Origin of the sequence: Shewanella psychropiezotolerans (assembly GCF_007197555.1) — a bacterium.
Classification (GTDB): Bacteria; Pseudomonadota; Gammaproteobacteria; order Enterobacterales; family Shewanellaceae; genus Shewanella; species Shewanella psychropiezotolerans.
In genome coordinates this window covers 2,125,711-2,149,639 of sequence record NZ_CP041614.1, presented here as the reverse complement: position 1 = coordinate 2,149,639, position 23,929 = coordinate 2,125,711, and the positions used below count along the sequence as shown (strand labels likewise).

The following is a 23,929-nucleotide window of genomic DNA, read 5'->3' as shown; positions in this document are numbered from 1 at the left end:
TTGTACCACTTTTTTGATGACCTATGGCGCTTACCTAGATTCATAGATAGCCTAGATGTTGAATATACATTTTATATCGGCCATCACCTCGATAATTGGTTTGAAACCGTACTTTACGCTATCCCTTTACCAGCTCAATCAGCATAACTAGTCGCTAGAGTTTTCTCAGAATCACCTCTAAAACAGTTAGAGGTAAGCAATAAAGGAATACAATCTTGAAAGTTAGCGTTTTAATTCTGTCATATAACTTTGAACCGTACATAGAAGCATGTTTGCTCAGTGTGCTGACCCAGATCACTGACTTCGATTTTGAAGTACTCTGTATTGATGATGCATCTTCAGACAACAGTGCAAGCGTTATTAAGGCATTAGCTACGCAGCATACAAATCTGCATTTCTTTGAAAATAAAGTAAACCTGGACGGTAAGCTCTCGTTAATTAAAATAATGCAGGCGTCTACTGGTCATTATTTGATATTCATGGATGGTGATGATCTGGCTCTACCTGGAAAGCTCCAAGCCATGGTCAATTATCTTGAGCAACATCCAGAGTGCGCGCTTGTTTACCATGAAGCAGAGAGTTTTGATAGCGCCACCAATCAAACATTGGGTTATTGGAGCCGAGACTTTTATAATTGGCAATACATTCCACAGCAAGCAAATGCTGAGCATTTAGTAAAGTATGGCACTTTTTTAAACACTAGCTCCGTTGGGTTTAGACGGCATGACAAAATGGTAGATGCTATAGATGGATCATACGGTTTAGTCGGCGATTATTCGTGGCATATTCTCAATACTATGTATGCCGGAGGGAGTATCGATTTTATTAACCAAGTTTATGGCCGATACCGTGTGCACAATAACAACTGTACAAGTCGCATAAAAAGTGACCTCAATCGCCGTGAGGCATGTTTGGATTCACAGATATGGGCATGTGACAAAGCTTTAGCACTCGGTATGGATAACGATACAGTAGCAAAGGGTAAAGCACACCACTACTTTGCCACTGCAATGTATTTTTTAAAACTACATGAAGATGCACGATTCACCCGATTTATTACTGAGTCAGCAACATTTAATCAGTTCTTCGATGCACGTCATCACTTGGCCTGGGAGTTGAGAGAAAACCCTAATATGGCAAGAGCCAAGTTATTTATTACTTAGCTGTCACTTGATACCGACTTCTATCAATAAAGTTATCATATAGTGCGATTTTTTGTTGTTCATCTGTAGCTTCAGCGAAAATTATCGCCACTCGCTTTTGCTGCATTATCGCTAACGGCTCACCTAACGAAGAAAGTGGAAAAATGGCTTTGCACGATATTGGATGTGACAGTTCTAGTCCTGTAAAAGGGAGGTTTTTATCTGCACTTACCGTATGCCGAACAATATGATTCGACTCCCTCGGACTACATAAATTATCCATTTTAGTCTCAGTAAAATAAGCAGCATATAACTGGCTATAAGGAATGCCTGTACTGTATTCAATTAATAATGAATACAGATCACCTGGACAGCGACGAGTGATTTCAATTAAATATGCACAATTATCACGAAGTATAAACTGTAAGTGAATCAAGCCATCTTTTAGTTGTAAATGCGCTGATAACTTAGCCATTGCAACGGTTAAATAAGCCTTTACCTCTTCTGGAAAACCTTCATCAATATAGCTGGTATCAACCGCATAGGGGTTTGTAGATGAGCCTTCTTTGACAATAAAGCTTTCCACTACTTTGTGACTTGTCAATAATGCACTAAAACTGTAAAGTTGCCCTTCAATGTAGCTTTCTATTATATAATGCCCGCTTCGACTCACCTGTTCGGCCTGTTCAACAACTGTTGATAAAACCTGTAAGTTATTACCATCAACAATAGAGATCCCTTGACCACTATAGGAGTCGACGGGTTTAACAATAAAACAACCCGCACGAGGAAAATCTGCTAACTTCATTTCAACTGGAGAATATAATCCCATTTGTTGACATAAGTTACGAAATGCTTTTTTATTGCCTAAGTTGGCGTACACCTCCTCGGAATCAAAAAAGTTCCTATAACCCCTAAGTTGCTGACAAACCTCAATAGATAAGTCTGTGCAGCCTGGTACGATATAGTCAAAAGCTTGCTCTTCCACTATGGCCTGTACCTGAGCTACATCACTATAGTCTTGTTTTATCCAGCGCTCTGCAGAGATTAATGCTAAAGCGTCACTCTCTCTATTACCTATAGTCCAAACATCAAAGCCTGATTTACACAGTGCTTGGTAGATTGGTATAGCCGAAAATGCACTATCTACTAATAATACTTTTTTGGGTGTGTGCATAAAGGCTATTCCCTTAGTGAGATGGGTCGTTGCTGAGTGATTGATTGACTAATAGCCTCTATGACGTACATATTCATAAGGCCGTTCTCGGCGCTAACAATAGGTTTAGCATTACGCTTAATAACATCAATAAAGTGATCCAATTGCTTCTCTAGAGGGTCAACAAAATCTATGTGCTTTTCTTGCTTAACAAATCCATTCCACCACGATGCTTTCTCTTTGTCGGCAAAGAAGTTAAATTTCATATTAGGGTAATCTAACGAGCCATTTGTGCCGGAGAAGTGATAACTTGCTTCATTAGGAAAAAAGGGGTAAGCCGGGTTTTCCCCACTTGTCATCTCCCAACTTTTATAGCTGGCAGCACAATCTGATAATAAAAAAGTACCTAAAGCGCCATTCGTAAACCTAAATGAAATCGCCACGGTATCCTCTACTTCATATAGACGCTGACTGTTACTGCCAAAAGCAAATACGGTGGCAATCTCACCACATAGAGAACGTAACATTCCTATATCGTGAATAAGGTTAATCAGTATCGGACCGCCACCGAGCTCAGTACGCCAAGGACCATCTAAAAAGTACTGAGTTGGCTTATAAAATAACGCACTAGCTTGCACACTCACTAAACGACCAAATTGTGGACTAGTAATGATTTTTTTAGCCGCATCAACATAGCTACTGTATGTACGATGATGTCCAACTAATACCGGAACTTGTGCAGTTTGTGATAAATGTACCAGCTCTTCTGCACTTTCAATGGTCGAAGATAAAGGCTTTTCAATCAATAGCGGAATTTGGTTCTTTAACAGCACCTTGGCTTGACTGACATGAAGGTTATTTGGGCTCGCAATAATAGCTCCATCAAACTGATGATGTGATAGAGCCTCATCTAACAGATTATAAATAGGAACGCATAAGTCTTCTGACAAGTCTTTATGTTTGGCTGGGTGTGCCGTCACAATCGCTTCTAACTTACATCGCAGATTATCACAAATCAGCGCTATGTGTTTTTTACCAATTAGGCCAGGGCCTATCACCAATAGTTTTAACATATCAATTATTGCTCGCTCGTCGATATACTCAGCATCGTCATACTTCCTTAAACAATAAGATCACGCACTATACGTGTCGGTTTAAGCCCCAACGTCTGACATCTTTGCATTATAATACTTGTGCTTTGAGAGGCGGAAATAAGTATTGGGTAATCGTTATGAACCAACTCCTCAGGTGATAAGATATCAAATCCCCCAAACTGAGTGCCTATTTTACTTGGCGTATCATCAACAATATAATTCACCCTGTATTGCTCCCTGAAATGTGTATTTTTCAGTAAATATTCCGTTTGTTTACCTGCCCCCCAAATAACTATATTTGTCTGCTTATTAACGGAGGGTGATAACGATGAGTAACCCAATGTACTCAGCTTATCACTGATATACTGGTAGTTTATGTTTGTAGGTTTCAATCTCGCCATAAATAGATCGTCAAGGAAAACGAGTGAAGCCTTGGCTCGGGTTAATAATCCATGCAAAATATACACATAAACTAATGAATCATCATCAATAGTCGATTCATTAAAATCATAACTAATCTGAAAGTTACACTGTTGTAAACCGTATTGTTTTATCTTCTCAACAAAACCAGTGACCTGCTGCAAACTGGTATTCTCAGGCAGAAAAATATATTTAATAGTGATGTTCTTTGGGCGGTGAGTTGCATACTGAGCTAAGTTTGCTAGTACCTTGTCAAATTGTCGGTATTTTCTTACCTGGAAAAAAACGTCAGCATCACCAGCATCAATACTTGTCACTAAAATCGCTTTATCTTGCTCGATACCTAAGGCCAATGCATCGTTTAGTACAGTAGCATTAGAAATAACTCGATGCTTTACGCTAGGGAATGCATCGAATAAGCTATTAATTAATAATGAAAAGTTCTTATCTAGCGTTGGTTCTCCACCGCCCCAAACAATCGACTTACATTGAAAGTCTTCAGGTCTAGCAGTTAATTCACCGATTATGCCTTCAATAGAATAGTTACATTTCTTACCGTCATAATATGTTTCGCTGCAGTAACTACACTTCATATTGCAAACGCTATGATACTCTAGTGAAACATGCTCAATTTTGATATCACTCCATGCTTTAAACTCTAAAAATGGGCACTGATCGCAATCATCTGAAGCCCCTTTATTAATATCAACATACAGCTTACGCTTTTCCTTAAGTACATTATCAATATTGAAGGAATCGTACGAATATTGACTATTATCTAATAGCACCACATCGCCTTTTATTTTGTCTTCAACAAAATAACGTTTACAACATGTTCTTATTTGATTAGGTGCTAAATAAATAGAGTGGTGTAGATCATAGCAACTCCAAGACTTAGGCTTTAAGTCGTCAACCAGTGCTCTTACATTAGTAACTATATTCGCAGTACCTTGTTTAAACAAAGAGATAAAGCCCAGGTATAACTTAATATACTTACTTTCAAACGCAGGCTTTTCCCAGGCCTTTCCGTCCAAATCAGTGTGCTGCATGGTACTGATTACTTGTTCAAAAAGAGTCTGATAAAGCGCTTGATCAGTATTATTTTGCTCTACAGCTAGTAGCACTCGTGTTGCTGTTAAGCCTATCAGCCCCATATTATATTTCTGGGTAAAGTCCGCCGTATTGGCGCTACGCTCAACCATGAAGCGCAACATTTCTCGGTAAGCGTTAAAAAAACCTATTATATGTTCAACCGTTAAGGTATTTACGATTGAACCTAGGCGATCATTTTTCAGGTAAATGGTTTCTGGTAGTACAGAGATCCGCTTGGCGTAAAAGTAAGCCTTAAACGTGAAGTCTACATCTTCGTGCAAACCATCTCTAAACCTGATGTTATTAGTCATAATTAACTTGTGACTGAATAACGAATAAATCACCGAACCATCCATCGTAAGAGAAATATAATCATTCAAAAGCGCTTGTTTAGTCTTGGTTAATGATGCTAAATCCCTTCTCCCCGAGACACGGCTATTATTAGTTGAGTTCTCACTGTATTTAAAGTCAAAACCAAGGATATCAACTTGATTTTGTTGTAATAGATCAGCCTCTATTCTAGACAAATGTCGTAATAAGCATTCAATTGCGTTGTCTGACAGTAAATCATCACTATCAACAAACATTATCCATTCACCAGATGCCTGCTCTAAGCCGACATTTCGCGCCGCCCCAGGGCCACCATTAGCCACAGTCTTGAATAACTTTACTCTCGGTGAACACGCTGCCATGGCTGCAACATTAGCAAAAGTATTGTCCGTAGAGCAGTCATCAACAACCAGTATCTCTAGTTTTTCAGAGTGTAACTGCTGCAATAGGTTAGTAAGGCAATGTTGAATACTTTTCTCTTGATTATAAACTGGAATAATAATAGAAATTTTCACAATAATCCCTGTAAAAAAAGACCGTTATTGGCACAAATGAACTAAACTTTTTGCAGCAGTTTACCTAAGATTTCTAACACAATCTTAGGTAAGTCTGCCATTAAGGGGAAACATAAAACTCTTTGACTAATCGCATTAGAGACCGGGCACAAAACCCCTTTGGAATAAACAACATCCAATGATGGATAAAAATATCGCCGAGCAAAAATGCCTTCAACCTCTAAAGCTTGCTTAACTTGCAACAATTCTGCCTCAGTATCAAATAACACTGGCATATATGAAAATAATTTGGAAGAAAAAGCATTAGTTTTTTGAAATGTAAGCTTATCACCAATAACCTCAGTATATTCAGCTACATGGTTAGAGCGATTTTGGCTGATTTTTGCAATATCATCCAGAACACATAAACCCATTGCGGCTTCAAACTCATTCATTTTGGCGTTAATTCCCAAGCCTTCAGTCTTATTGGGGCCTGAAATCCCAAAATTGATCATTAGCCTGACTTTTGCTGCAACCTCATTGGACGAGGTGATAATAGCTCCACCTTCGATTGTGTGAAATATCTTAGTGGAATGAAAGCTTAAGGTACTTATATCACCATGCTGCAGTACACTGCGATCTTTATATGTCACACCAAATGCATGGGCGGCATCATAAATCACCTTCAGCTTATGCTTATCGGCAATCGCTTGGATCTGCTCAACGTCACAGGGATTACCAAATACATGCACAGGCACAATTGCACTGGTTTTATCCGTAATGTGAGACTCAATAAGCTCAGGGGCTAGGTTAAATGTTTGCGGATTTATGTCACAAAATTTGGGAGTAAGCCCTTCCCATAACAAAGTACTCGTCGTTGCTGCGAAGCTAAATGGGCTGGTAATAACCTCGCCTTCTAACCCAAGCGCTTTGTATGCAACTTGTAGAGCCAGCGAGCCACTCGCGACACATATAAGATGCTTAACCCCTAAATGTTCGGCCAGTCGTAGCTCTAGCTCCTGCACCAAGGAGCCAGCATTGGTCAACTGGCCTGATTCGAATATTCGGTCAACATAAGCTTTATACTTATCTTTATTTGGTAAATAAGTTTTAGTTACCTGAATCATTTTTCATTCTCGATTAAACTGAGCATATACTGTCCATAGCTATTTTTATTAAAGGGCTTAGCCAACTGTTTAATATCTGATGCTGTTAGCCAGCCCTGAAGCAAAGCAATTTCCTCTAGGCAGGCTATTTTATAGCCTTGCCTTTTTTCAATTGTTTCAACAAATTGCGCAGCTTCTAATAAACTTTCATGTGTTCCAGTATCTAACCAAGCAAAACCACGGCCAAGTAATTCCACTTTAAGTTTACCTTGTTGCAAATAGACTTGATTAATTGCAGTGATCTCTAGCTCACCACGCGCTGAAGGCGTAATAGTCTTGGCAATATTAACAACCTGATTTTCATAAAAATAAAGACCTGTGACAGCATAGTATGACCTTGGTTTATTAGGCTTTTCTTCTATCGAAATTGCACAATTATTCTCGTCAAATTCGACGATCCCAAAACGCTCAGGATCTTTTACTTGATAACCAAATACTGTAGCACCTTCACAACAGGCTGCCGCTTGCCTTAATTTTGGGCTAAAACCTTGTCCATAAAAAATATTGTCTCCAAGTACTAAGCAGACACTATCACTACCGATAAAATCAGCGCCTATGATAAAGGCTTGTGCCACCCCTTCTGGCTCGGGTTGAACAGCATAGCTCAGATCAATACCAAACCGACTACCATCGCCTAGTAGTCGTTGGAAACTGTCCTTATCCTCTGGCGTGGTAATGATCAATACTTCACGTATTCCCGCTAACATCAAAACCGACAAAGGATAGTAGATCATTGGTTTGTCATACACTGGCAATAACTGCTTAGATACACCCATAGTAATAGGATAAAGACGGGTACCAGAACCGCCCGCAAGAATAATTCCTTTCATCACTTAGCCCCCAGTCGCTTTAGTTGATACGCGCCGGAAAGCACCCTTTGCCACCATCCGCTATTATCCAAATACCATCTCACAGTTTTGCGCATACCGCTGTCAAAACTCTCTTGTGGTATCCAGCCTAGTTCACGCTGAATTTTTGATGCATCGATTGCATAACGCATATCATGACCAGGACGATCTGCAACATAACTAATCAAATCCCGATAATGTTTAATACCTGCCGGTTTATCCGGTGCCATCTCTTCCAGCAGCACACAAAGGGTTTCAACCACCTCGATATTGGTTTTCTCATTATGGCCGCCAATGTTATAGCGTTGGCCAGCCTCACCACGAGTAAGCACTGTGTAAAGAGCCCTTGCATGGTCTTCAACATATAGCCAATCACGGACTTGCAGGCCCCTGCCGTACACTGGCAGCTCTTTACCTTGCAAGGCATTTAATATCATGTGTGGGATTAGTTTTTCTGGAAAATGATACGGCCCATAGTTATTCGAACAACTTGTGATAATCGTTGGCAGGCCATAAGTGCGTCCCCAGGCACTCACCAAATGATCTGAGCCAGCCTTGCTTGCTGAATAGGGGCTACTTGGCTGATATGAGTTCGCTTCAGTAAAAAGAGCAGCCGTATGTCCCAAGTCACCATACACTTCATCAGTAGAAATATGATGAAACCTAAAGCTGGACTGCTGTGCATTCGTTAGACTTTGCCAATAGTGATAAGCGGTATCAACTAGGTTGAAGGTGCCCATCAGGTTTGTTTGAACAAAAACTAAAGGACCGTCAATTGAGCGGTCAACATGAGATTCTGCTGCCAAGTGCATCACAGCATCTGGCTGATGCTCACTAAAAACGCGCTCTAGCTCAGATCTATCACAGATATTGATAGGTTCAAACCAATAACGTGAATGGTTTTCGACACCAGGTATTGATTCGAGGTTACCAGCATAGGTCAGCACATCGACATTAATGACACTGTCTGAAGTGTTATCTAAAATATGTCTAATAACAGCACTACCAATAAAACCTGCACCGCCTGTCACTAATATTTTCACAGTCTTCCCTATTAATTTATCTGCGAACGTAGGGCTCTCGACTGGCGAGATAACATGGCTATCAAATCCATACCATCCCACAGCAGATCAAAAGCCAGAGCCTGCCCAATAGGTACGATTCTGTCAATTCCTATTATCTGCTCTGCTAACCAACTTTGTAGCTTAACGTGATCAACGCCCCAGTAACTCAGCGTCTGATGATAATGTTTTAACATGGGCGTTAACTGACTAAGCTCAGTCAGCGCTATTTCAATAAACAAACCATTACCACAATGCTCTTTAGCTTGTATATCTGTTAAGCGGCTGGCCAGTAGACGGCAACACCAATCATGCTGCCGGTAGCCCTTTATGCAGTCATCAAGTAGAAGTAGTTGTTGGGCATTAGCAAATGCATCATAAAAATGACTTTCTTTAAACCATTTCTTTTTATTTACACTTACGTCCAATTGTAGCCAAAGTCGTTGCTGGGCTCGCTTTATCGAAGCTGTGTTCCCTAACCAAACAAGTGTCTTTGCTGAACTGCAACCCTGTTGTGCAAATGTCAGCTGATCCTTAATAAAATTTTGAGCCAATTCAGCTAAATCTGAATCACTCGCAGCGAGTAGCGCTATAGAATCGAGTACACACAAAGAGAATTTGTGGCCAAAGGCTAACTCGCGAGCATGGGCAGGTATAGGAAGTTTACGCTGCATCTGTATTGCATTATCACTCCCCCATAATACTCTGGCATCGATTCCTGCAATAAGCTTGCTAAGTTCAGTTGCCTCACGGTCACAACGCAGTAGCTGAATTCTGGCATTTTGCAGGGGAAAGTCTTTTGCTAATGTGCAGATAACATCAACTAAAATATCTGTACTGCCTCCACTTCGGCTCGACAAGCGGATAATATTAGCATTACCGCACAACAGGCTGATAACGCCTGAATAGGCAAATAGGCTATCGACATTACTTGGAGTTGAATGATATACAGTCCCTAAAGGTCGATGGATAACATCCCCTTGTCTATATGGTGCAAGTAGCCTTGTCAAATTACTGCGCCTGAGCCAATACCCCAGCGCAACCAAGTCAGGAAACGCCCGGCTCTGCTTGTGTGTCAATAAAGCCCGACTAAGAGCCTGGCAATATTTCAGATCCTGCTCAGCAAAAGCGACACTGGCCTGTGGGGGAAATTCACTCTGATTAAGCCACTGCATACTTATACTGTACCTGCTGTTTGATAGGTATCACTGCAACCACGGGCTTCTGACTTTGACAAACGCCCTAACACACTAAAATACTTGCCTTTACGGCCACAAGTGCAGTTATCTTCGCCATGGATGACTCCTCGGTCTTCGGTCAAAATACTATGACCCGGATAGCTATGCGGTAGAATTGATAAGAGTTGTAACACGCCTTCCTGTCCATTTTGTGCTAGCTGCCAACTTCCTGGCGTACGTACCATAACGTCAGCATAACTCGGACAGTGTAAGAAGCCCTGTTCACACTCTACGAAAATAGCGCCCACCTGCTCAACCATACCATAGAAATTGTGTACCCGTTTTACCCCTGTTAGCTCTGTTACCTGCTGCTTAAATACAGTATTACTGACAGAAATCTGTTCTAGTTTTTTCCAGCCACCGCTATGAATTAATATACCTTCAGGAATATTGAGTTGCCTACTTTCCATGCGCAGTTGCTGCAGCCAATGCTGCCAAACCATAAAAGTAAAGCCAAAGATTAATACAGGTCCACCGCCAAAGCGTTCACAAAATTCAGTAATGGCAGGCCAATTGAGGCTCATATCATCATTAAGAGCATAACAATGATGACGGCCCATAAAAGATAAGCCTTGAATGCCCGCCCCGCGAGCACTGAAATTAGCCCTATCTTTTACCACGGAAGAACAATCTATAATGAGCATAGGTAAACGCTTTTTCCCTAACCATTGCTGCATGATTTTAACCAAGATACGCGACTGCACTGCCGCAGTATCTGCATCCAATACAATGCGTGAGGGCGTCCCTGTGGTACCGCTGGAGTAGAGAGTTTTGAATATTTGATTGTCTGGGACTGACTGCAGTGCAAACTGTTTAAATAATCTGACCGATAACCAGGGAATATCTGCTAAAGCGCACTCTTGATCGCCAATATTCAGTTCAGGCCATTGTACAGACACCAACTTGGCATAAGCCGAGCATGCGAGTATATGATGCCTGCATAATGCACTAAGTTCTGCAGCTAACGCTGGTTCTTTTTCCCCTGCCATCAATTCATAGGGTGGCTGTTGCAGCAGCTTCATTGGTATTCCATTAGAGTAGAAAGTGCCTGATAGTCGGGCTTGCCGTTCGACAAACGAGGCAATTCAGCGACATGTTTTAGCTTAAATAAACTAGGATGAAGCCCGAGCTGATCCATCGCAAAATTTGTCAAAACCTGTATATCTTCAGCTTGCTCATAAGCTAATTGCAATTCTTCATCTTTACCCAGTGCCCATACATTGCTGCCAACGCTTGCAGCCAGTAAAGTTTCGATATGGTCCAACGACAATCGCTTGCCTCTAACTTTAATAAAGCGGCGTTTTCGGCCACTAATACGATACAAACCGGACGGAGTCAGCTCAGCAATATCACCTGTCGCCAACTCGTTACAACAATCAATACCATGTAAGTCTTGATAACAAGCGGCATAACCTAACATCACATTGTCCCCCGATAATACAGCTCTCCGGCCAGCTCTGAGCTGGTAATACGCAACCCCTGCTCATCTTTAAGGAAAAGCTCCCCCCTGGAATAGCCTTGCCGATGCAATCACCATGAGACTCAAGATGCTCAGGTGGCAAATACGCGATGCGGGCGGTGGCCTCTGTCTGCCCATACATAATATAAAATGACCATCCCTTATCCTTAGCCAGAGCAGTAAAGTGAGTGACTAACGTATGTGGTAACTTGCCACCAGCCTGTGTTAGATAGCGCAAATCAGGTAAATCCATTCCCTCAATTCGCAAATTTTTCAACATCTGATAGCTAAAAGGCACGCCAGATAGAGAATTCACTCTATATTTGATCACATGTTGCCAGAATGTCCGACTCAACATGGCCTCATCCGATAGCAAGACACACGCCCCCAGCCAAAGATGTGAATTCAGTACCGATAAGCCAAAGCTGTAATGCAAAGGTAAACAGGTAATCGCTATATCGTTAGTTCGCATTGGGAGGTATTCAGCTATCGAGCAGGCATTACTGACAATGTTTTTACGGCTTAGCATGACGGCTTTAGGAGCTCCAGTGCTGCCCGACGTGGCGAGCAGCAGGGCAAGATCTTTCCGCACAGGCGCTTCTTTTGGGGCAATTGCCTTATCTTCACCAGCAGTCACATCCAATAGCCAAGCAACCCTATAAAGATCCATAAGGCGATCGTTCACTGAATCTGTTTGTTGTTTATCAAGTAGTAACAACGGAATACCTGCATCCATGCAGGCCAGATAGCTGATAACAGATGTCAGGCTAGGTTGCAGTGCTAGTGCACAAACCTGACCAGACTGAATATTTACCGTTAGCGCCTTCTGTCGGGCTTGTATCGCCAACTTGAGCTGCCGGTAGTTAAGCTCAATATCCCCACACAGTAATGCAGGGCTCCCTCCACGACCGGCAGCTATATGGCTATCAAATTGCGTTTGCCAATACATATTGCGCCCCATACTGGTTAATCCAGATATTTAGCCAAAATAGTTTTTGCCTTTATCACTGAACTCATATCAATAATATCGTCAGTGTCGAGCATAACATCGAACTCAGCTTCCAGTTCAGCCACTAGCATCATATGAGCCGTTGAGTCCCATTGAGGAATACTGTTATACGCCAATTCATCAGTAATTTGCGTAGCATCTACAGACAGCGCGTTAACAAAACATTGGATCAATTTTTCTTGGTTCATATTATTCTCTACTAAATCAACATTCCGCCATCGACACCAATAACCTGGCCCGTGACGTATTGCGCCAAATCTGACGCGAGAAATAAAGCGGTATTAGCAACATCTTGAGGGCTGCCTTTACGCCCCATAGCAATCGATTGCAAGATTTGGTCTTGCTTCTCTACCGACAAAGAATGATTCATCTGGGTATCAATAAACCCAGGAGCAATAGCATTAACCCGTATTTGTGCTGCCGCCAACTCTTTAGCAAGAGATTTAGTGATCCCAATCACGGCCGCTTTACTGCCACTGTAAACACTGTCACCACTGCTGCCAACACAGCCTATGATTGAGGCCATATTGATAATGCTGCCACCACCATTTCTCGTCATTAGTCTGCTGGCATATTGGCTAGTGTAAATGACACTAAAAGTATTAGAAGCAAAGCTTTTCTGTATCTGCTCGTCCGACACCATGCCCACCAGTGCATGTTCTAAAATGCCAGCATTGTTAACTAAAACATCTAAGGTTTTAGTTAATTTAAACAGTGCCTGGAATCCTTGTTTAACCTGAGCTGCATCACTGACATCAAACACCAGTGTATGAATTCTATCACCGTACAGCGCCCTTAACTCGGTTTTAAGGTCACTTAAGCAGGCCTGATCGCGACCATTGAGGTAAACCGTTGCGCCCTGCTCGGCAAAGGTAAGAGCAATAGCTCGACCAATACCACGGCTAGCCCCCGTTACCAGCACACTCTTGCCAGCTAACATTTCATTCATCATTGAATCCTTAATACCGAATAAACCTAGCTAATGGATCGCGAGCAGCTATGTAGGCGTCAGGTTTCAGAGTCATGCCTATTTGCCCCTTGGTTTGCTCACCATTTTGCTGATAGCCACATTTAACGTTAAATCGAAGCGCCGCACTATTCTCGCTAAGTACAATAGCATCTAGCCGCTTAAGTCCTAACTCAAAAAAAGCCATATCATTTAATGCAAAAGCGACACAAAATGGCACAATATTACTACGATATTGTTCAGGGTAAATATACAAACCCGGCTCTCCAGAATCCCTTGTCTCATCGACCCCTAAAATAGAAGCTACACCAATTGGTGTATTCTTGAATATAATTAACCAATAAAGTCTACTTTTATCCTTGATTAGCCCAGAATACCAAGCCTGCTGTTGCACTTGAGATATCTCTCGCTGATCCAGCATATACTGTTGTATTGAAGGACTATTTCGCCATTGCCTTATCATTTCTAAATGTTCAGGTTCAATAGGCGATAACGTCACACCATAACGTTCAAACTTAGGGGGCCACGTGTCCTTGTTATTGCTCATTTGCGAGCATATCCCAATTTAATGCCGTGCCAGCTTTAACATCGCAGCTCACCACTTTGCCAATAAATGTTGTTAGATGCTTTGGAGGCAAGCCTAAGCCAGGGCGAACCGAGCGGATATTTTCACGGTTAAATGTATCACCTTTACGTAAATCCTGAGCCACGTATAACGACCTACGGAACTTTACCGACTCAATTTCTTGTCCGACAGGCCCATAATTGACTTTGCCTAATGCTAACTGTGCTCGGCGGCTTTCTGACACCAATAACTCAAACTCATTAGGCTCCATGGAGAATTCAGCATCGACGTCACCGAGCGAGCGGTCTAGAACAAAGTGCTTCTCTAGTACGCTTGCACCCAAAGCTACTGCGGCAATCGAAACACCTATGCCTAAGGTGTGATCCGACAGCCCCGCCTGACAAGAAAATTTATTAGCAAGATCTGGGATAGTCTGTAGATTGGCATCCACTGGATCCGCAGGGTAGTGACTAGTGCACTTTAACAAAATAAGTTGCTCACAACCTTCGCGCCGCAGTAACTGTACTGATTCAGTCAACTCTTCTTCGCTTGCCATACCTGTCGACATGATAACGGGCTTACCAGTGCGGGCAACTGCTGTAAGTAATTCATGATCGGTATTCTCAAAGGAGGCAATTTTATAACAAGGCACTTCAAGCGCCTCAAGAAACTCAACCGCAGTGACATCAAATGGCGAACTAAAAGCCACTAAACCAAGGGATTTGGCATATTCAAACAGTGGTTTGTGCCACTCCCATGGCGTCATTGCCTTTTTATAAAGTGAATGTAACGACTCGCCTTTCCACAAATTATCTTCATCATTGATGACAAACTCCCCTTTTTGGACATTGAGTGTCATAGTGTCAGCCGTGTAGGTTTGCAACTTTATGGCATGAACTCCACACGCACTTGCGACCCGAATCATCTCCTTCGCTTTTTCAATAGACTGACTATGATTTCCTGATAACTCGGCAATAACAAAAGGGGCACTGCCTACACCTATGATATGGCTGCCAATTACAATAGCAGGCTGCTTATTCATTACGATCTCCAATATATCCTAGATGGACCACACTTGGCTTAAATCTATTTAACTGCTCAATAACACGCTGAGTGCCAGCTGTAGGAACCTGTTGCCGTGCCACATCACTTAAGTTAATTAATCTTTTTTCATCTTGCCATAGATCAACTAACAGCCTAGATAGCTCTATAACGCTAATATCTTTCGCTTTTCCTAGGTTGATACATGCCCCTAAGCTGGCTAAATATGCAGTGGTAGCCAACTGATTCGCTGCCACTGTCATGACTAAAGCTGGCAAGCTACAAGTGCACCGCTCCCAATGACTACTTCCACCAGCACCGATACTCATGCGTGCTTCACTCATGAGTTTGGCCATATAACTACATTGAATGTGCACAGTCAGCCAATCTGCCTCTTTAAACAATTCAATGATCTCATCGTTCCACGGGTTATGCTCACCGAGTACTAAGTCAACATTCATAGGCTCAGGTATCATAGCTATAGATTGCAGTACCATTAAATTAAAATTAGCGGGATCTGAGCCACCCAAGAAAACTAACAAACGCTGGCTATCTGTCACCATACTCCTTCTTATATTGTAGAATTCAGCGCGTAGTATGGAGTATTTAGGCCCCAATAGAGGTGTGCAATTAAAATTGATGAAAGAGTGATACCGGTTAATTGAATTGGGTAAAAGATTTTGATCTAGCAAAACATCACAATGATGATGCCTATCAGCTAAGTCATCAATTACCATAACATGATGGCATTGTTGTCTCATCAGGACTTCAAACTCGGCTCCTAATCCATAATGGTCAACAATCAACAGGTCATAATTTTGATTTAGTTTGCTTAGGCAAGCCTCGGCATCTTTAAGCTGAGTGTCACATGGTTTTATGGCTATCACAGTAAAGTTTTGCTCACGAATCATCCTCTGCAAGTGACCTGAATGACTGGCGCACACAAATGTAATTTGAGCCTTCTCACCTAAACCCTTCGCCTCGGCTATTATCGCATTAGCCAAAGTAAGGCAACGCATTACATGGCCTGAGCCAATGGAGTCTGAAGCATCCGTACGGATCAAATAATGCAATTACGCTGTCTCATTGTGATGGTTACCTTTACTTTCTTCCACCTTTAACAATTGATATAAAATCTCTGCTCGATACCAATCCTCGATAGTATCAATATCTTGAACTCTATGAGTAGGTAATAAAAGCATTCTTCCGTTAGAACCAAAAACTGACCGAGTTGGATCTAAAAACGCTTCAGCCCTCCCCCAATAAAATTGGCCAGCATCATGATATGTTGGTGTTAAGTCTTGAGAGCGCTGGCCTATACTCTTAGGATCAAAAGGCTCAATTCCTCCGAACTCATTTTCAATCAAGGCTCTTTGGATCGGGAAGCTAAAATGACAAGCGCTAAAAACAAAATCCACTGAGTCATCAGAAGTTAATAACTTTAGCCCCCGCTTGAGAGTCTTACCTTGCAAAAGAGGCGTTGTTGCATATAGGCAGCATACCAACTCAACGTCATAATCTAACAATCTTAACTGCTTAATTGCATGCCTTATAACATCAGTTGTGCCAGTGTGATCGTCAGAGAGAGATGCGGGCCTCATAAAGGGCACTACTGCTCCACACTTCTCAGCTAAAGTGGCTGTTACAGGACAATCTGTAGAGACGACGACCTCATCAAAACATCCACTAATTAGGGCCGTTTCGATTGCATACGAAAGCATTGGCTTACCACAAAAATCTTTAATATTTTTTTGGGGTATGCGCTTACTGCCACCACGGGCAGGGATAATTGCAACATTCATTAAACAAGCCCTTTTAAGCTGGTAACAATCTCATCTTGCTGCTCAAAAGTAAGATCCGGGAATAGGGGAAGAGTTAAACAGTGCTGATAATAATGTTCAGCATTAGGGAAGTCGCCCGCTTTAAATCCAAGATCCATAAAGTAGGGTTGAAGATGCACAGGAAAATAGTGAACATGAACACAGACCCCCATCTCACGCATGCGATTAAAAACAAATTTTCGGTCTACACAGTCAGGTAATTGAATGATTAATAGATGGTAAGCACTGACACTGTCAGACAGTGGCGTCACAACCTTTAGGTTCATCGCTACAAATAGTTGCTGATAACGCGCAACCAGCTGATGTCTTCGTTCAATAAAGTCACCAATACGATGCACCTGGCTATTACCTAAGGCTGCATGCAGATCAGTCATACGGTAATTTAAACCTAGATGTTGCTGCTCATAATACCAATCGCCCTCATCAGGCCTCACAAGCTGTTCAATCTCTTTAGTGATGCCGTGACTGCTAAATAACCTCATGCGTTTAGCAAGCTCGGCATCATTAGTGGTCGCCACGCCGCCCTCTGCAGTCGTGATTATCTTTACAGGGTGAAAGCTAAATACTGTAATATCACTATACTGGCAGCAACCTATTGCTCTGCCTTGATAATAGCCTCCGATACCATGAGCTGCATCCTCTATCACCTTGATATTATATTGTCTAGCTAAGCGACCAATCGCCTCCATATTGCAACTGTGCCCAGCCATATGAACAGGAATAATGACCTTAGGCAAAGTACCGCCTTGCTCGGCGAGCTGTAATTTTAGTTCAAGTGCCTTTGGGCACATATTGGCTGTACTGATATCGACATCAACGAAATCAATTTCGGCACCGCAATGTAGCGCACAATTTGCAGAAGAAACAAAAGTAATAGAACTGGTCCATACCCTATCTCCCTTGCTCACGCCTAGCGCAAGACACGCTACATGCAACATAGCGCTAGCACTGCTAGACGCCACAGCGAAACGCGCCTGAGTTAAAGTGGCAATACTAGATTCAAACAGAGGAACTTGAGGCCCTTGAGTTAAATAGTCCGACTTTAAAACATTGACGACTGAATCAATGTCATCTTGATTAATGTTTTGATGGCCGTATGGAATCATTAACACTCACCCTCTTCGAGTTTTTTTATTTGCTCAATTGAAAGAAAATTTGGGTTATTACCGGAATGGTACTCAAACCCTTCTTCAACAAGGCTGCCTTGCTCATTTAAAAGGTTATTTTGATAGTCATGCTCTTTGCCAAAAAAAGATATACTGGGAGTGATAACAAAGTGGTCGTCAAATTCAATGGTATGATGTGAGTCATCAGCAGGGCACATAATCTCATGCATTTTTTCACCAGGGCGAATCCCAACGATGTCATGCTTAAGGCCAGGTCCATAGGCTTGTGCTAAATCAGTAATACGCACAGATGGGATCTTAGGCACAAAAATTTCTCCACCTTGCATTCGCGAGAAATTCTTTAATACGAAATCAACACCATCTTGCAGCGTTATCCAGAATCTAGTCATATCAGGATGAGTGATTGGAAGTGAAGTTGCGCCATTAGCGATAAGAGACTTAAAAAAAGGTACTACAGAACCGCGCGATCCCACCACATTACCATACCTAACAGCGGAGAATCGCGTCTCTTCCTCACCGACAATATTATTGCCTGCTACAAATAGCTTATCGGAAACAAGTTTGGTCGCCCCATACAAATTAATTGGGTTTGCAGCCTTATCTGTTGAGAGTGCAATGACTCGTTTCACCTTATTCGCTATAGCGGCTTTAATCACATTTTCAGCACCATGAATGTTAGTCTTAATACATTCCATGGGATTATATTCTGCGGCTGGAACCTGTTTAATAGCAGCAGCATGGATCACATAATCTACATCATTAAAAGCCTGCATCAAACGATCGCCATCACGCACATCGCCAAGAAAATATCGCATACAAGGCGCATTATAAATCTGCTGCATCTCATATTGTTTCAATTCATCACGGGAAAGGATAATCAACCTCTTGGGCTTATATCTCTCTAAAATCGTCTTAGTATATTTCTGACCAAACGAGCCAGTGCCGCCAGTTATCAGGATCGATTTATTGTCAAACATGTACTCTCCAAATTGTTGCTTAAGCAGTCCGGCTCGATTATTCAATCGTTTATGCCAGCTGGCCAAAGCCAATTTTTAATGTTAGCCCTACGAGTGTCTTTGCAAGTCTTACACCACAATTGATGACTTTCGACTGCAAGCATTAATGAAGCAAATTATTAAAGGTAAAATACTGGCATTTTTAATATTATAAACATCTGTAATTTTAGTAACTTAATTTTAATTGTCTAACCTTATTTTGCTTCTCGGGAAGGAAAATCAACTATTTGTACAAATTTGTATAAAACTGCGATAGATTAATGTTTCATTCCGCGATTGGCACAATTATCGCTTTTGAAATGAAATATGAGGTAAACAGCTTAAGATTGTTTAATTAATCGCCAAGAAATGACAATTAATTGACAAGGTCTGTGCCCATGGAACTAACGAGGCGATAATGCTTGATACCCAATCTGAAATATCCAAAACGTTTGCAATTAGTCAGTTTAACGAGTGCTACCTTCCCAGTGTGAATCGTCATACATTTGAAAAAATAGACTCGATTTCTCTCTATGATGAAAAGTTTAAAAATGCCTTATCTACTCCAGATACGCTGCACATCATCATAGGATCAGACTCAGGACTATTGGCTAACTACGTAATGGAGCGCCCTCTAACTGCTGGCTGTAAGTATATTTTCATTGAATTATCAGAAGTGTTAACTCTGCTTAATATCGATATTCCAAAGGAACTTGAAAACGACTTTAACATTACATCACTCAAGCAGTTTACAACTCTTATTGCAGAACATAAAAATAATATCTATATCGTTAAACAAAAATTCAAAATACACAGGGCGATCTCTGTCGAGGGCAACTACCTCGAATCCTATTGCACGCTTAATGCTCAGGTAGTAAAAGCGATTGAAAGTGAATACTTTCAACATTCTATTGGCTTTACACAGAAAATTTTTGTAAAAGCACAGCTGCACAACCTTGCTGAAAACTTACTGCCAGCAAGGGTCTTAAAACAGAAGTTTATCGGCAAAACCTGCATCGTATTAGGCGGCGGCCCATCACTCGATAATAGTATTGAATGGATAAAGACGAACGCAAACAAATTAGTGATCATTGCTGCATCTCGGGTCGTAGGTAAGCTCGCTAAACTGAATATAAAAACCGATATCGTCGTGTCTGTCGATCCTCAATCCCTTAGCTTCGATGTTAACAAAGAGCTGATGCAAATAGAACATGATGCATTACTGATCAATTCCTATCATGTGGCGCCACAGATTTTGGGCCAATGGAGAGGGGGCTCGCTGTACACGGGGACACGTTTCCCTTGGAATAGCTCCTGCGATCACGATAATATAAAATCTGTTGGTCCAACCGTAACTAATAGTGCGATTGAAATCGCTGTCGAGATGGGATTTAAACAGGTGCTCCTTTGTGGCGTCGACTTTTGCCACTCTCAAACAGGTATAACTCACACACAAGGCACCTACGGTGCAAGCCTAGCCCCTGATATTGGCGAGATGTTTGAATGGGTTGAAACCTATTCAGAAGAAATGGCTGAGACCCCTAAACAACTCTTATATGCCATAGAATCTTTGCAAGCGTCCGTTGCTGATGCTCCTAACACTACTTACATAAATCTATCGAAAGATGCAGCTAAAGTCGATGGCATAGATTACATCGCACCACAACATGTCTCTCTTGAGCCTATAACAGATTGTCAGCGTCAAATGTTGAAACCTGAGACCTATCAAGTTCCCCTATCGCAAAAGTTAGACCTTCTACATAACACTCTGGGTGAACTAACAAAAACTCAGGAAAACCTCGGACGACTCAACACTCTAGTAACAAGCGCACTCAGCCTTGTTGATAAACTTGAATTAGCCGATGGCAACCCAAAACGCATCGCTATTTTGGCGGAGAAAATCGACAAAGTAGAACAAAAAATCAATACAAAATTTGAAAACTTAGCTAATTTAATAAAATTCTACGGTTACTATGAATTCTCTTCATTTTTCTCAACCAAGAAAAACGAAGAGTGGTCACAACAAGATGTCAACGAGAAGACTCGTATCTATTACAAGGCATTTGAAACTATCGCCAACGAGTTGTCAGGGCTAATCACCTCTGCAATTACCCGCCTAAACTCTAGAATGAATGAGTGCCAACCCTCGAGCGACATTAACACATTATTCCAACAGTGGAATGACGACCAACAATGGGGAAGAGCCTTGTTGTGGCAAGAGAAACAACCACAGCAATATGCGAACTTAGCATCAAATAACCTTGCCCAACTTCAGGCTGCTAAAGAAAAGTATAATGAACAATTTATTGTCAAAGAGTTCATTGATAAGAGCGATGACTCCGCTGTTCCATTTATAGACAATGCTTTTAATAAATTACAAATTTTATTACACAACAAACACCTATTGGGCATCTCCAAAATAGTGCAATATACCTACCCTTTTATTGATACTGACCATGAAATAAAAAGGCTTTATCATCTCACGCTGAGTTACCAGCAGATGTTAGAAAACAAACCTGAATCGGCACTTGAAACAGTATTAATGACCCCAGAAGAGCTTCGTCATGAGGCTGAATTTAAACAGATAATCCATCTTGCTCTTAAACTCTGTAAGCTCGAGTTAGCAACAGAAAATTTCACTAAAATTATTCAATACAGCGATGAATACCTCCCTCACTATGCTCAAGTATTAAAGCTCAGTGGTAAACCACAAGAAGCCTTAGATGTGTACCTTGATTATTTAGAGAAATATCCTGAAGATATTCCAGTGCTGCTTAAGCTTGGTATTTTCTTGGCTGAAGTTGGCCAAATCAACGGGGCAAAATCATGCTTTCAAAATATATTGGATTTAGACTCAGATAACCAAGCGGCGCTGAGTTACATGCAGCAGATTAACAGATAAATTAACCAATAAGCGCCAGCAGGATAGACTATCGGCTGGCGCCGTTTCCCTTGTTGCCTACCAAACCGTATAATAGCCGCTGAATATCTCTTCCCCCGACAGCGAGGCCTTGTGGCACATACCTACATCCCCTAGAGCAATACCAACGTAAATGGATTTTTAACCATAAAGATCTACCTGTGACCGATGAAGATAAGGCGTTTATCAAACCGCTGGATCAGAAAGGGGCGATGGAAGTTTGGAACAAATGGATCAGTAATCGTAGCAGTAGTGCAGAGCAGTTCTCTAAAGGCGACTGGGCCGCGAAAGACAAAGCCTGGGTTGAAGCCGATGACTGGCAGAGTGCCTGGGACAGTGAAGAAGTGGCACTTCCTGAGATATTTGCCGCTCATTTCGATTGGGCCGATAATACTCCCGTCTATTTCTGTTATGAGAAGTATCAGGTTATCGAGACTCGTTGGGATGTGTTTGTTCGCAATTGGAAATGTTTTCTTTTCTTCGATGATGGACCCCTGCTAATATCCCCTAAACACAAACAAGCGGCACTGATCCATCAAGATGGTCAATATCAGATTGGTCATAGAGGTTAATGCTATTGTTTTAACTTGGGCTCCCCCCCATAACCAAATAACAAAAAATAAGAGGTTATATGAAGTCCCTCAGTGATTCTTTAACTACAACCACACTAGCCACGCTCATGAGTGCCATTGTCTTAAGCGGGGCTTTAAGCAGCCAGGTTAGCGCACGTGAAATATCCGGCGTCGATATCGCCGAGCAGATTGTTATTAATGACAGCCAGCTTCAGCTCAATGGTGCAGGCGTTCGCAGTAAATTTTTTATCGATCTTTATGTGGGAAGTTTATACCTAACGGCCCCTTCCGCTGATTTGGCTAGGGTTATATCAGCTGAGGAGTCTGCGGTTCGATTAAATATCACCTCGGGCATGATCACCTCAGATAAGATGCGTGATGCCATCATAGATGGTTTCGATGACGCGACCGATGGCAATACCCAAGACATCCAAGCTCAAATAGATGCCTTTATGGCGCTATTTAGTGACGAGATAAAAGAGGGTGACCAGTTTACTCTGGTAACCAGTAAGGTTTCAGGTGTCACAGCCTATAAAAATGGCGTCCCACAGGACACCATTGAAGGTGAAGCATTTCGACAAGCCCTGTTGAAAATTTGGCTGGGTGACAGCCCGGCACAAACCAGTCTCAAAAAAGCCATGTTAGGCAAATAGTTATATCTGGCTTAATCCTGGGCCTCAAGCCCTAGGATTAAGCTGCTTCTAGCGACTAAACCTTATAAGCCTTTAAGAACATAGTAATACAACCTGTTAAGTAGTCAGCACGCCCCTCGACCAGATCATCTACGTTTAAGCCTAACTCCAACTTTAATCTCATCTCACCATACATCATCAAACAGAGTCGCACCGCGCAGCTGCGGCAATCATCAAATTGGTAAACACCTAGCTTGTGCACGTCTTCAAAATAGCCGGTCAATAAGTTAAGTAAGTGTTGTGGACCGGCATCGAAGAAGAGCGCCGATATTCCTGGGTGGGTCTCAGACTGAGCCACACAAGTAGTAAACACTTTCAGCGCTTCCGGGCTGACAATCAAGTCACCGAAATACTCGGCAAAACAACTCAGGGCTATTTCAGGCTGACTAGGATCGGTAAACACATCCTCGGCTAAGCGTTGAACCACACATCGTGACTCTATCGATGCGACAAATAATTCATCCTTGCTGCCAAAGTGAGAATACACAGTCTGTTTCGAGACACCGGCTAACTTAGCGACCTCATCCATACTGGTATTGGGGAAGCCCTGACCGCAAAAAAGCTCCATGGCCGCTTCGAGTATTTGCAGACGTTTTTGCTCGCTTCGAGTTAAATTTTCATTCGGAGTAACCGATTCCATGCACTAGCCTCTTTTAACAAGGTTTTTATATTTCAGACACATTTAATCACAAAGTAGACT

At 41.9% G+C, this 23,929-nt stretch carries 22 protein-coding genes and 1 pseudogene; 4 read left to right on the top strand and 19 right to left on the bottom strand.

The window, feature by feature from the left end; all coding sequences use genetic code 11:
* Positions 1 to 215: 215 nt before the first annotated feature.
* Complete coding sequence (locus FM037_RS09565; protein ID WP_144045808.1) at positions 216 to 1,163, top strand: glycosyltransferase family 2 protein; 948 nt, start codon at positions 216 to 218, stop codon at positions 1,161 to 1,163.
* Here the strand turns inward: FM037_RS09565 and FM037_RS09560 are convergent.
* From FM037_RS09560 to pseB, 18 genes are read right to left on the bottom strand one after another with little or no spacing between them, the layout of a single operon-like run.
* Positions 1,156 to 2,319, bottom strand: a complete 1,164-nt coding sequence (locus FM037_RS09560; RefSeq protein WP_144045807.1) for an ATP-grasp domain-containing protein — start codon at positions 2,317 to 2,319, stop codon at positions 1,156 to 1,158. The genes FM037_RS09565 and FM037_RS09560 overlap by 8 nt on opposite strands.
* 5 nt (positions 2,320 to 2,324) lie before the next feature.
* The gene (locus FM037_RS09555) at positions 2,325 to 3,371 is read right to left on the bottom strand and encodes a Gfo/Idh/MocA family protein (protein ID WP_144045806.1); all 1,047 of its coding nucleotides are present in this window, start codon (positions 3,369 to 3,371) and stop codon (positions 2,325 to 2,327) included.
* A gap of 47 nt (positions 3,372 to 3,418) precedes the next feature.
* The gene (locus FM037_RS09550; protein WP_144045805.1) at positions 3,419 to 5,749 is read right to left on the bottom strand and encodes a glycosyltransferase; all 2,331 of its coding nucleotides are present in this window, start codon (positions 5,747 to 5,749) and stop codon (positions 3,419 to 3,421) included.
* Positions 5,750 to 5,790: 41 nt separating this feature from the next.
* Entirely contained in the window at positions 5,791 to 6,855 is a 1,065-nt protein-coding gene (locus FM037_RS09545) for a DegT/DnrJ/EryC1/StrS family aminotransferase (RefSeq protein WP_144045804.1), read from the bottom strand.
* Positions 6,852 to 7,724 carry a glucose-1-phosphate thymidylyltransferase RfbA gene (gene rfbA / locus FM037_RS09540; RefSeq protein WP_144045803.1) on the bottom strand — a complete coding sequence of 291 codons (873 nt, stop codon included), beginning with the start codon at positions 7,722 to 7,724 and terminating at the stop codon, positions 6,852 to 6,854. The genes FM037_RS09545 and rfbA overlap by 4 nt, the downstream gene beginning before the upstream one ends.
* On the bottom strand, positions 7,724 to 8,785 hold the full coding sequence (gene rfbB / locus FM037_RS09535; protein WP_144045802.1) for a dTDP-glucose 4,6-dehydratase: 1,062 nt from the start codon (positions 8,783 to 8,785) through the stop codon (positions 7,724 to 7,726). Before rfbB ends, rfbA begins: the two co-directional genes overlap by 1 nt.
* Positions 8,786 to 8,796: 11 nt before the next feature.
* Entirely contained in the window at positions 8,797 to 9,978 is a 1,182-nt protein-coding gene (locus tag FM037_RS09530; protein ID WP_144045801.1) for an acyl-CoA reductase, read from the bottom strand.
* Positions 9,979 to 9,980: 2 nt separating this feature from the next.
* On the bottom strand, positions 9,981 to 11,063 hold the full coding sequence (locus FM037_RS09525; RefSeq protein ID WP_144045800.1) for a LuxE/PaaK family acyltransferase: 1,083 nt from the start codon (positions 11,061 to 11,063) through the stop codon (positions 9,981 to 9,983).
* Positions 11,060 to 11,461 carry an acyl-CoA synthetase family protein gene (locus tag FM037_RS09520; protein WP_144045799.1) on the bottom strand — a complete coding sequence of 134 codons (402 nt, stop codon included), beginning with the start codon at positions 11,459 to 11,461 and terminating at the stop codon, positions 11,060 to 11,062. The genes FM037_RS09525 and FM037_RS09520 overlap by 4 nt, the downstream gene beginning before the upstream one ends.
* The gene (locus FM037_RS09515; protein ID WP_185976997.1) at positions 11,418 to 12,449 is read right to left on the bottom strand and encodes an AMP-binding protein; all 1,032 of its coding nucleotides are present in this window, start codon (positions 12,447 to 12,449) and stop codon (positions 11,418 to 11,420) included. The genes FM037_RS09520 and FM037_RS09515 overlap by 44 nt, the downstream gene beginning before the upstream one ends.
* Before the next feature lie 17 nt (positions 12,450 to 12,466).
* Positions 12,467 to 12,697 (bottom strand): acyl carrier protein, encoded by a 231-nt coding sequence (locus FM037_RS09510; RefSeq protein ID WP_144045797.1) that lies wholly within the window; start codon positions 12,695 to 12,697, stop codon positions 12,467 to 12,469.
* Between the two features lie 11 nt (positions 12,698 to 12,708).
* Positions 12,709 to 13,461, bottom strand: a complete 753-nt coding sequence (locus tag FM037_RS09505) for an SDR family NAD(P)-dependent oxidoreductase (protein WP_229381135.1) — start codon at positions 13,459 to 13,461, stop codon at positions 12,709 to 12,711.
* Between the two features lie 7 nt (positions 13,462 to 13,468).
* Positions 13,469 to 14,023, bottom strand: a complete 555-nt coding sequence (locus FM037_RS09500; RefSeq protein ID WP_144045796.1) for a GNAT family N-acetyltransferase — start codon at positions 14,021 to 14,023, stop codon at positions 13,469 to 13,471.
* Positions 14,013 to 15,083, bottom strand: a complete 1,071-nt coding sequence (pseI, locus tag FM037_RS09495; protein WP_144045795.1) for a pseudaminic acid synthase — start codon at positions 15,081 to 15,083, stop codon at positions 14,013 to 14,015. The genes FM037_RS09500 and pseI overlap by 11 nt, the downstream gene beginning before the upstream one ends.
* Positions 15,076 to 16,146 (bottom strand): UDP-2,4-diacetamido-2,4,6-trideoxy-beta-L-altropyranose hydrolase, encoded by a 1,071-nt coding sequence (gene pseG, locus FM037_RS09490; protein ID WP_265575346.1) that lies wholly within the window; start codon positions 16,144 to 16,146, stop codon positions 15,076 to 15,078. Before pseG ends, pseI begins: the two co-directional genes overlap by 8 nt.
* A gap of 9 nt (positions 16,147 to 16,155) precedes the next feature.
* The gene (pseF, locus tag FM037_RS09485; RefSeq protein WP_144045793.1) at positions 16,156 to 16,884 is read right to left on the bottom strand and encodes a pseudaminic acid cytidylyltransferase; all 729 of its coding nucleotides are present in this window, start codon (positions 16,882 to 16,884) and stop codon (positions 16,156 to 16,158) included.
* Positions 16,884 to 18,029 (bottom strand): UDP-4-amino-4,6-dideoxy-N-acetyl-beta-L-altrosamine transaminase, encoded by a 1,146-nt coding sequence (pseC, locus tag FM037_RS09480; protein WP_144048909.1) that lies wholly within the window; start codon positions 18,027 to 18,029, stop codon positions 16,884 to 16,886. The genes pseF and pseC overlap by 1 nt, the downstream gene beginning before the upstream one ends.
* The gene (pseB, locus tag FM037_RS09475) at positions 18,029 to 19,027 is read right to left on the bottom strand and encodes a UDP-N-acetylglucosamine 4,6-dehydratase (inverting) (protein WP_144045792.1); all 999 of its coding nucleotides are present in this window, start codon (positions 19,025 to 19,027) and stop codon (positions 18,029 to 18,031) included. The genes pseC and pseB overlap by 1 nt, the downstream gene beginning before the upstream one ends.
* A gap of 436 nt (positions 19,028 to 19,463) precedes the next feature.
* Between pseB and FM037_RS09470 the strand changes: the two genes are divergently transcribed.
* From FM037_RS09470 to FM037_RS09460, 3 genes and pseudogenes are all read left to right on the top strand, one after another.
* The gene (locus FM037_RS09470; protein WP_144045791.1) at positions 19,464 to 21,947 is read left to right on the top strand and encodes a motility associated factor glycosyltransferase family protein; all 2,484 of its coding nucleotides are present in this window, start codon (positions 19,464 to 19,466) and stop codon (positions 21,945 to 21,947) included.
* A gap of 111 nt (positions 21,948 to 22,058) precedes the next feature.
* Positions 22,059 to 22,537: pseudogene (locus tag FM037_RS09465) on the top strand (DUF2947 domain-containing protein).
* Positions 22,538 to 22,596: 59 nt separating this feature from the next.
* Positions 22,597 to 23,190: a chalcone isomerase family protein gene (locus tag FM037_RS09460; RefSeq protein WP_144045789.1), complete on the top strand. Its 594-nt coding sequence runs from the start codon at positions 22,597 to 22,599 to the stop codon at positions 23,188 to 23,190.
* A 55-nt stretch (positions 23,191 to 23,245) separates the two neighbouring features.
* Here FM037_RS09460 and FM037_RS09455 read toward each other — a convergent pair whose 3' ends face one another.
* Entirely contained in the window at positions 23,246 to 23,869 is a 624-nt protein-coding gene (locus tag FM037_RS09455; RefSeq protein WP_144045788.1) for a TetR/AcrR family transcriptional regulator, read from the bottom strand.
* Positions 23,870 to 23,929: the final 60 nt, after the last annotated feature.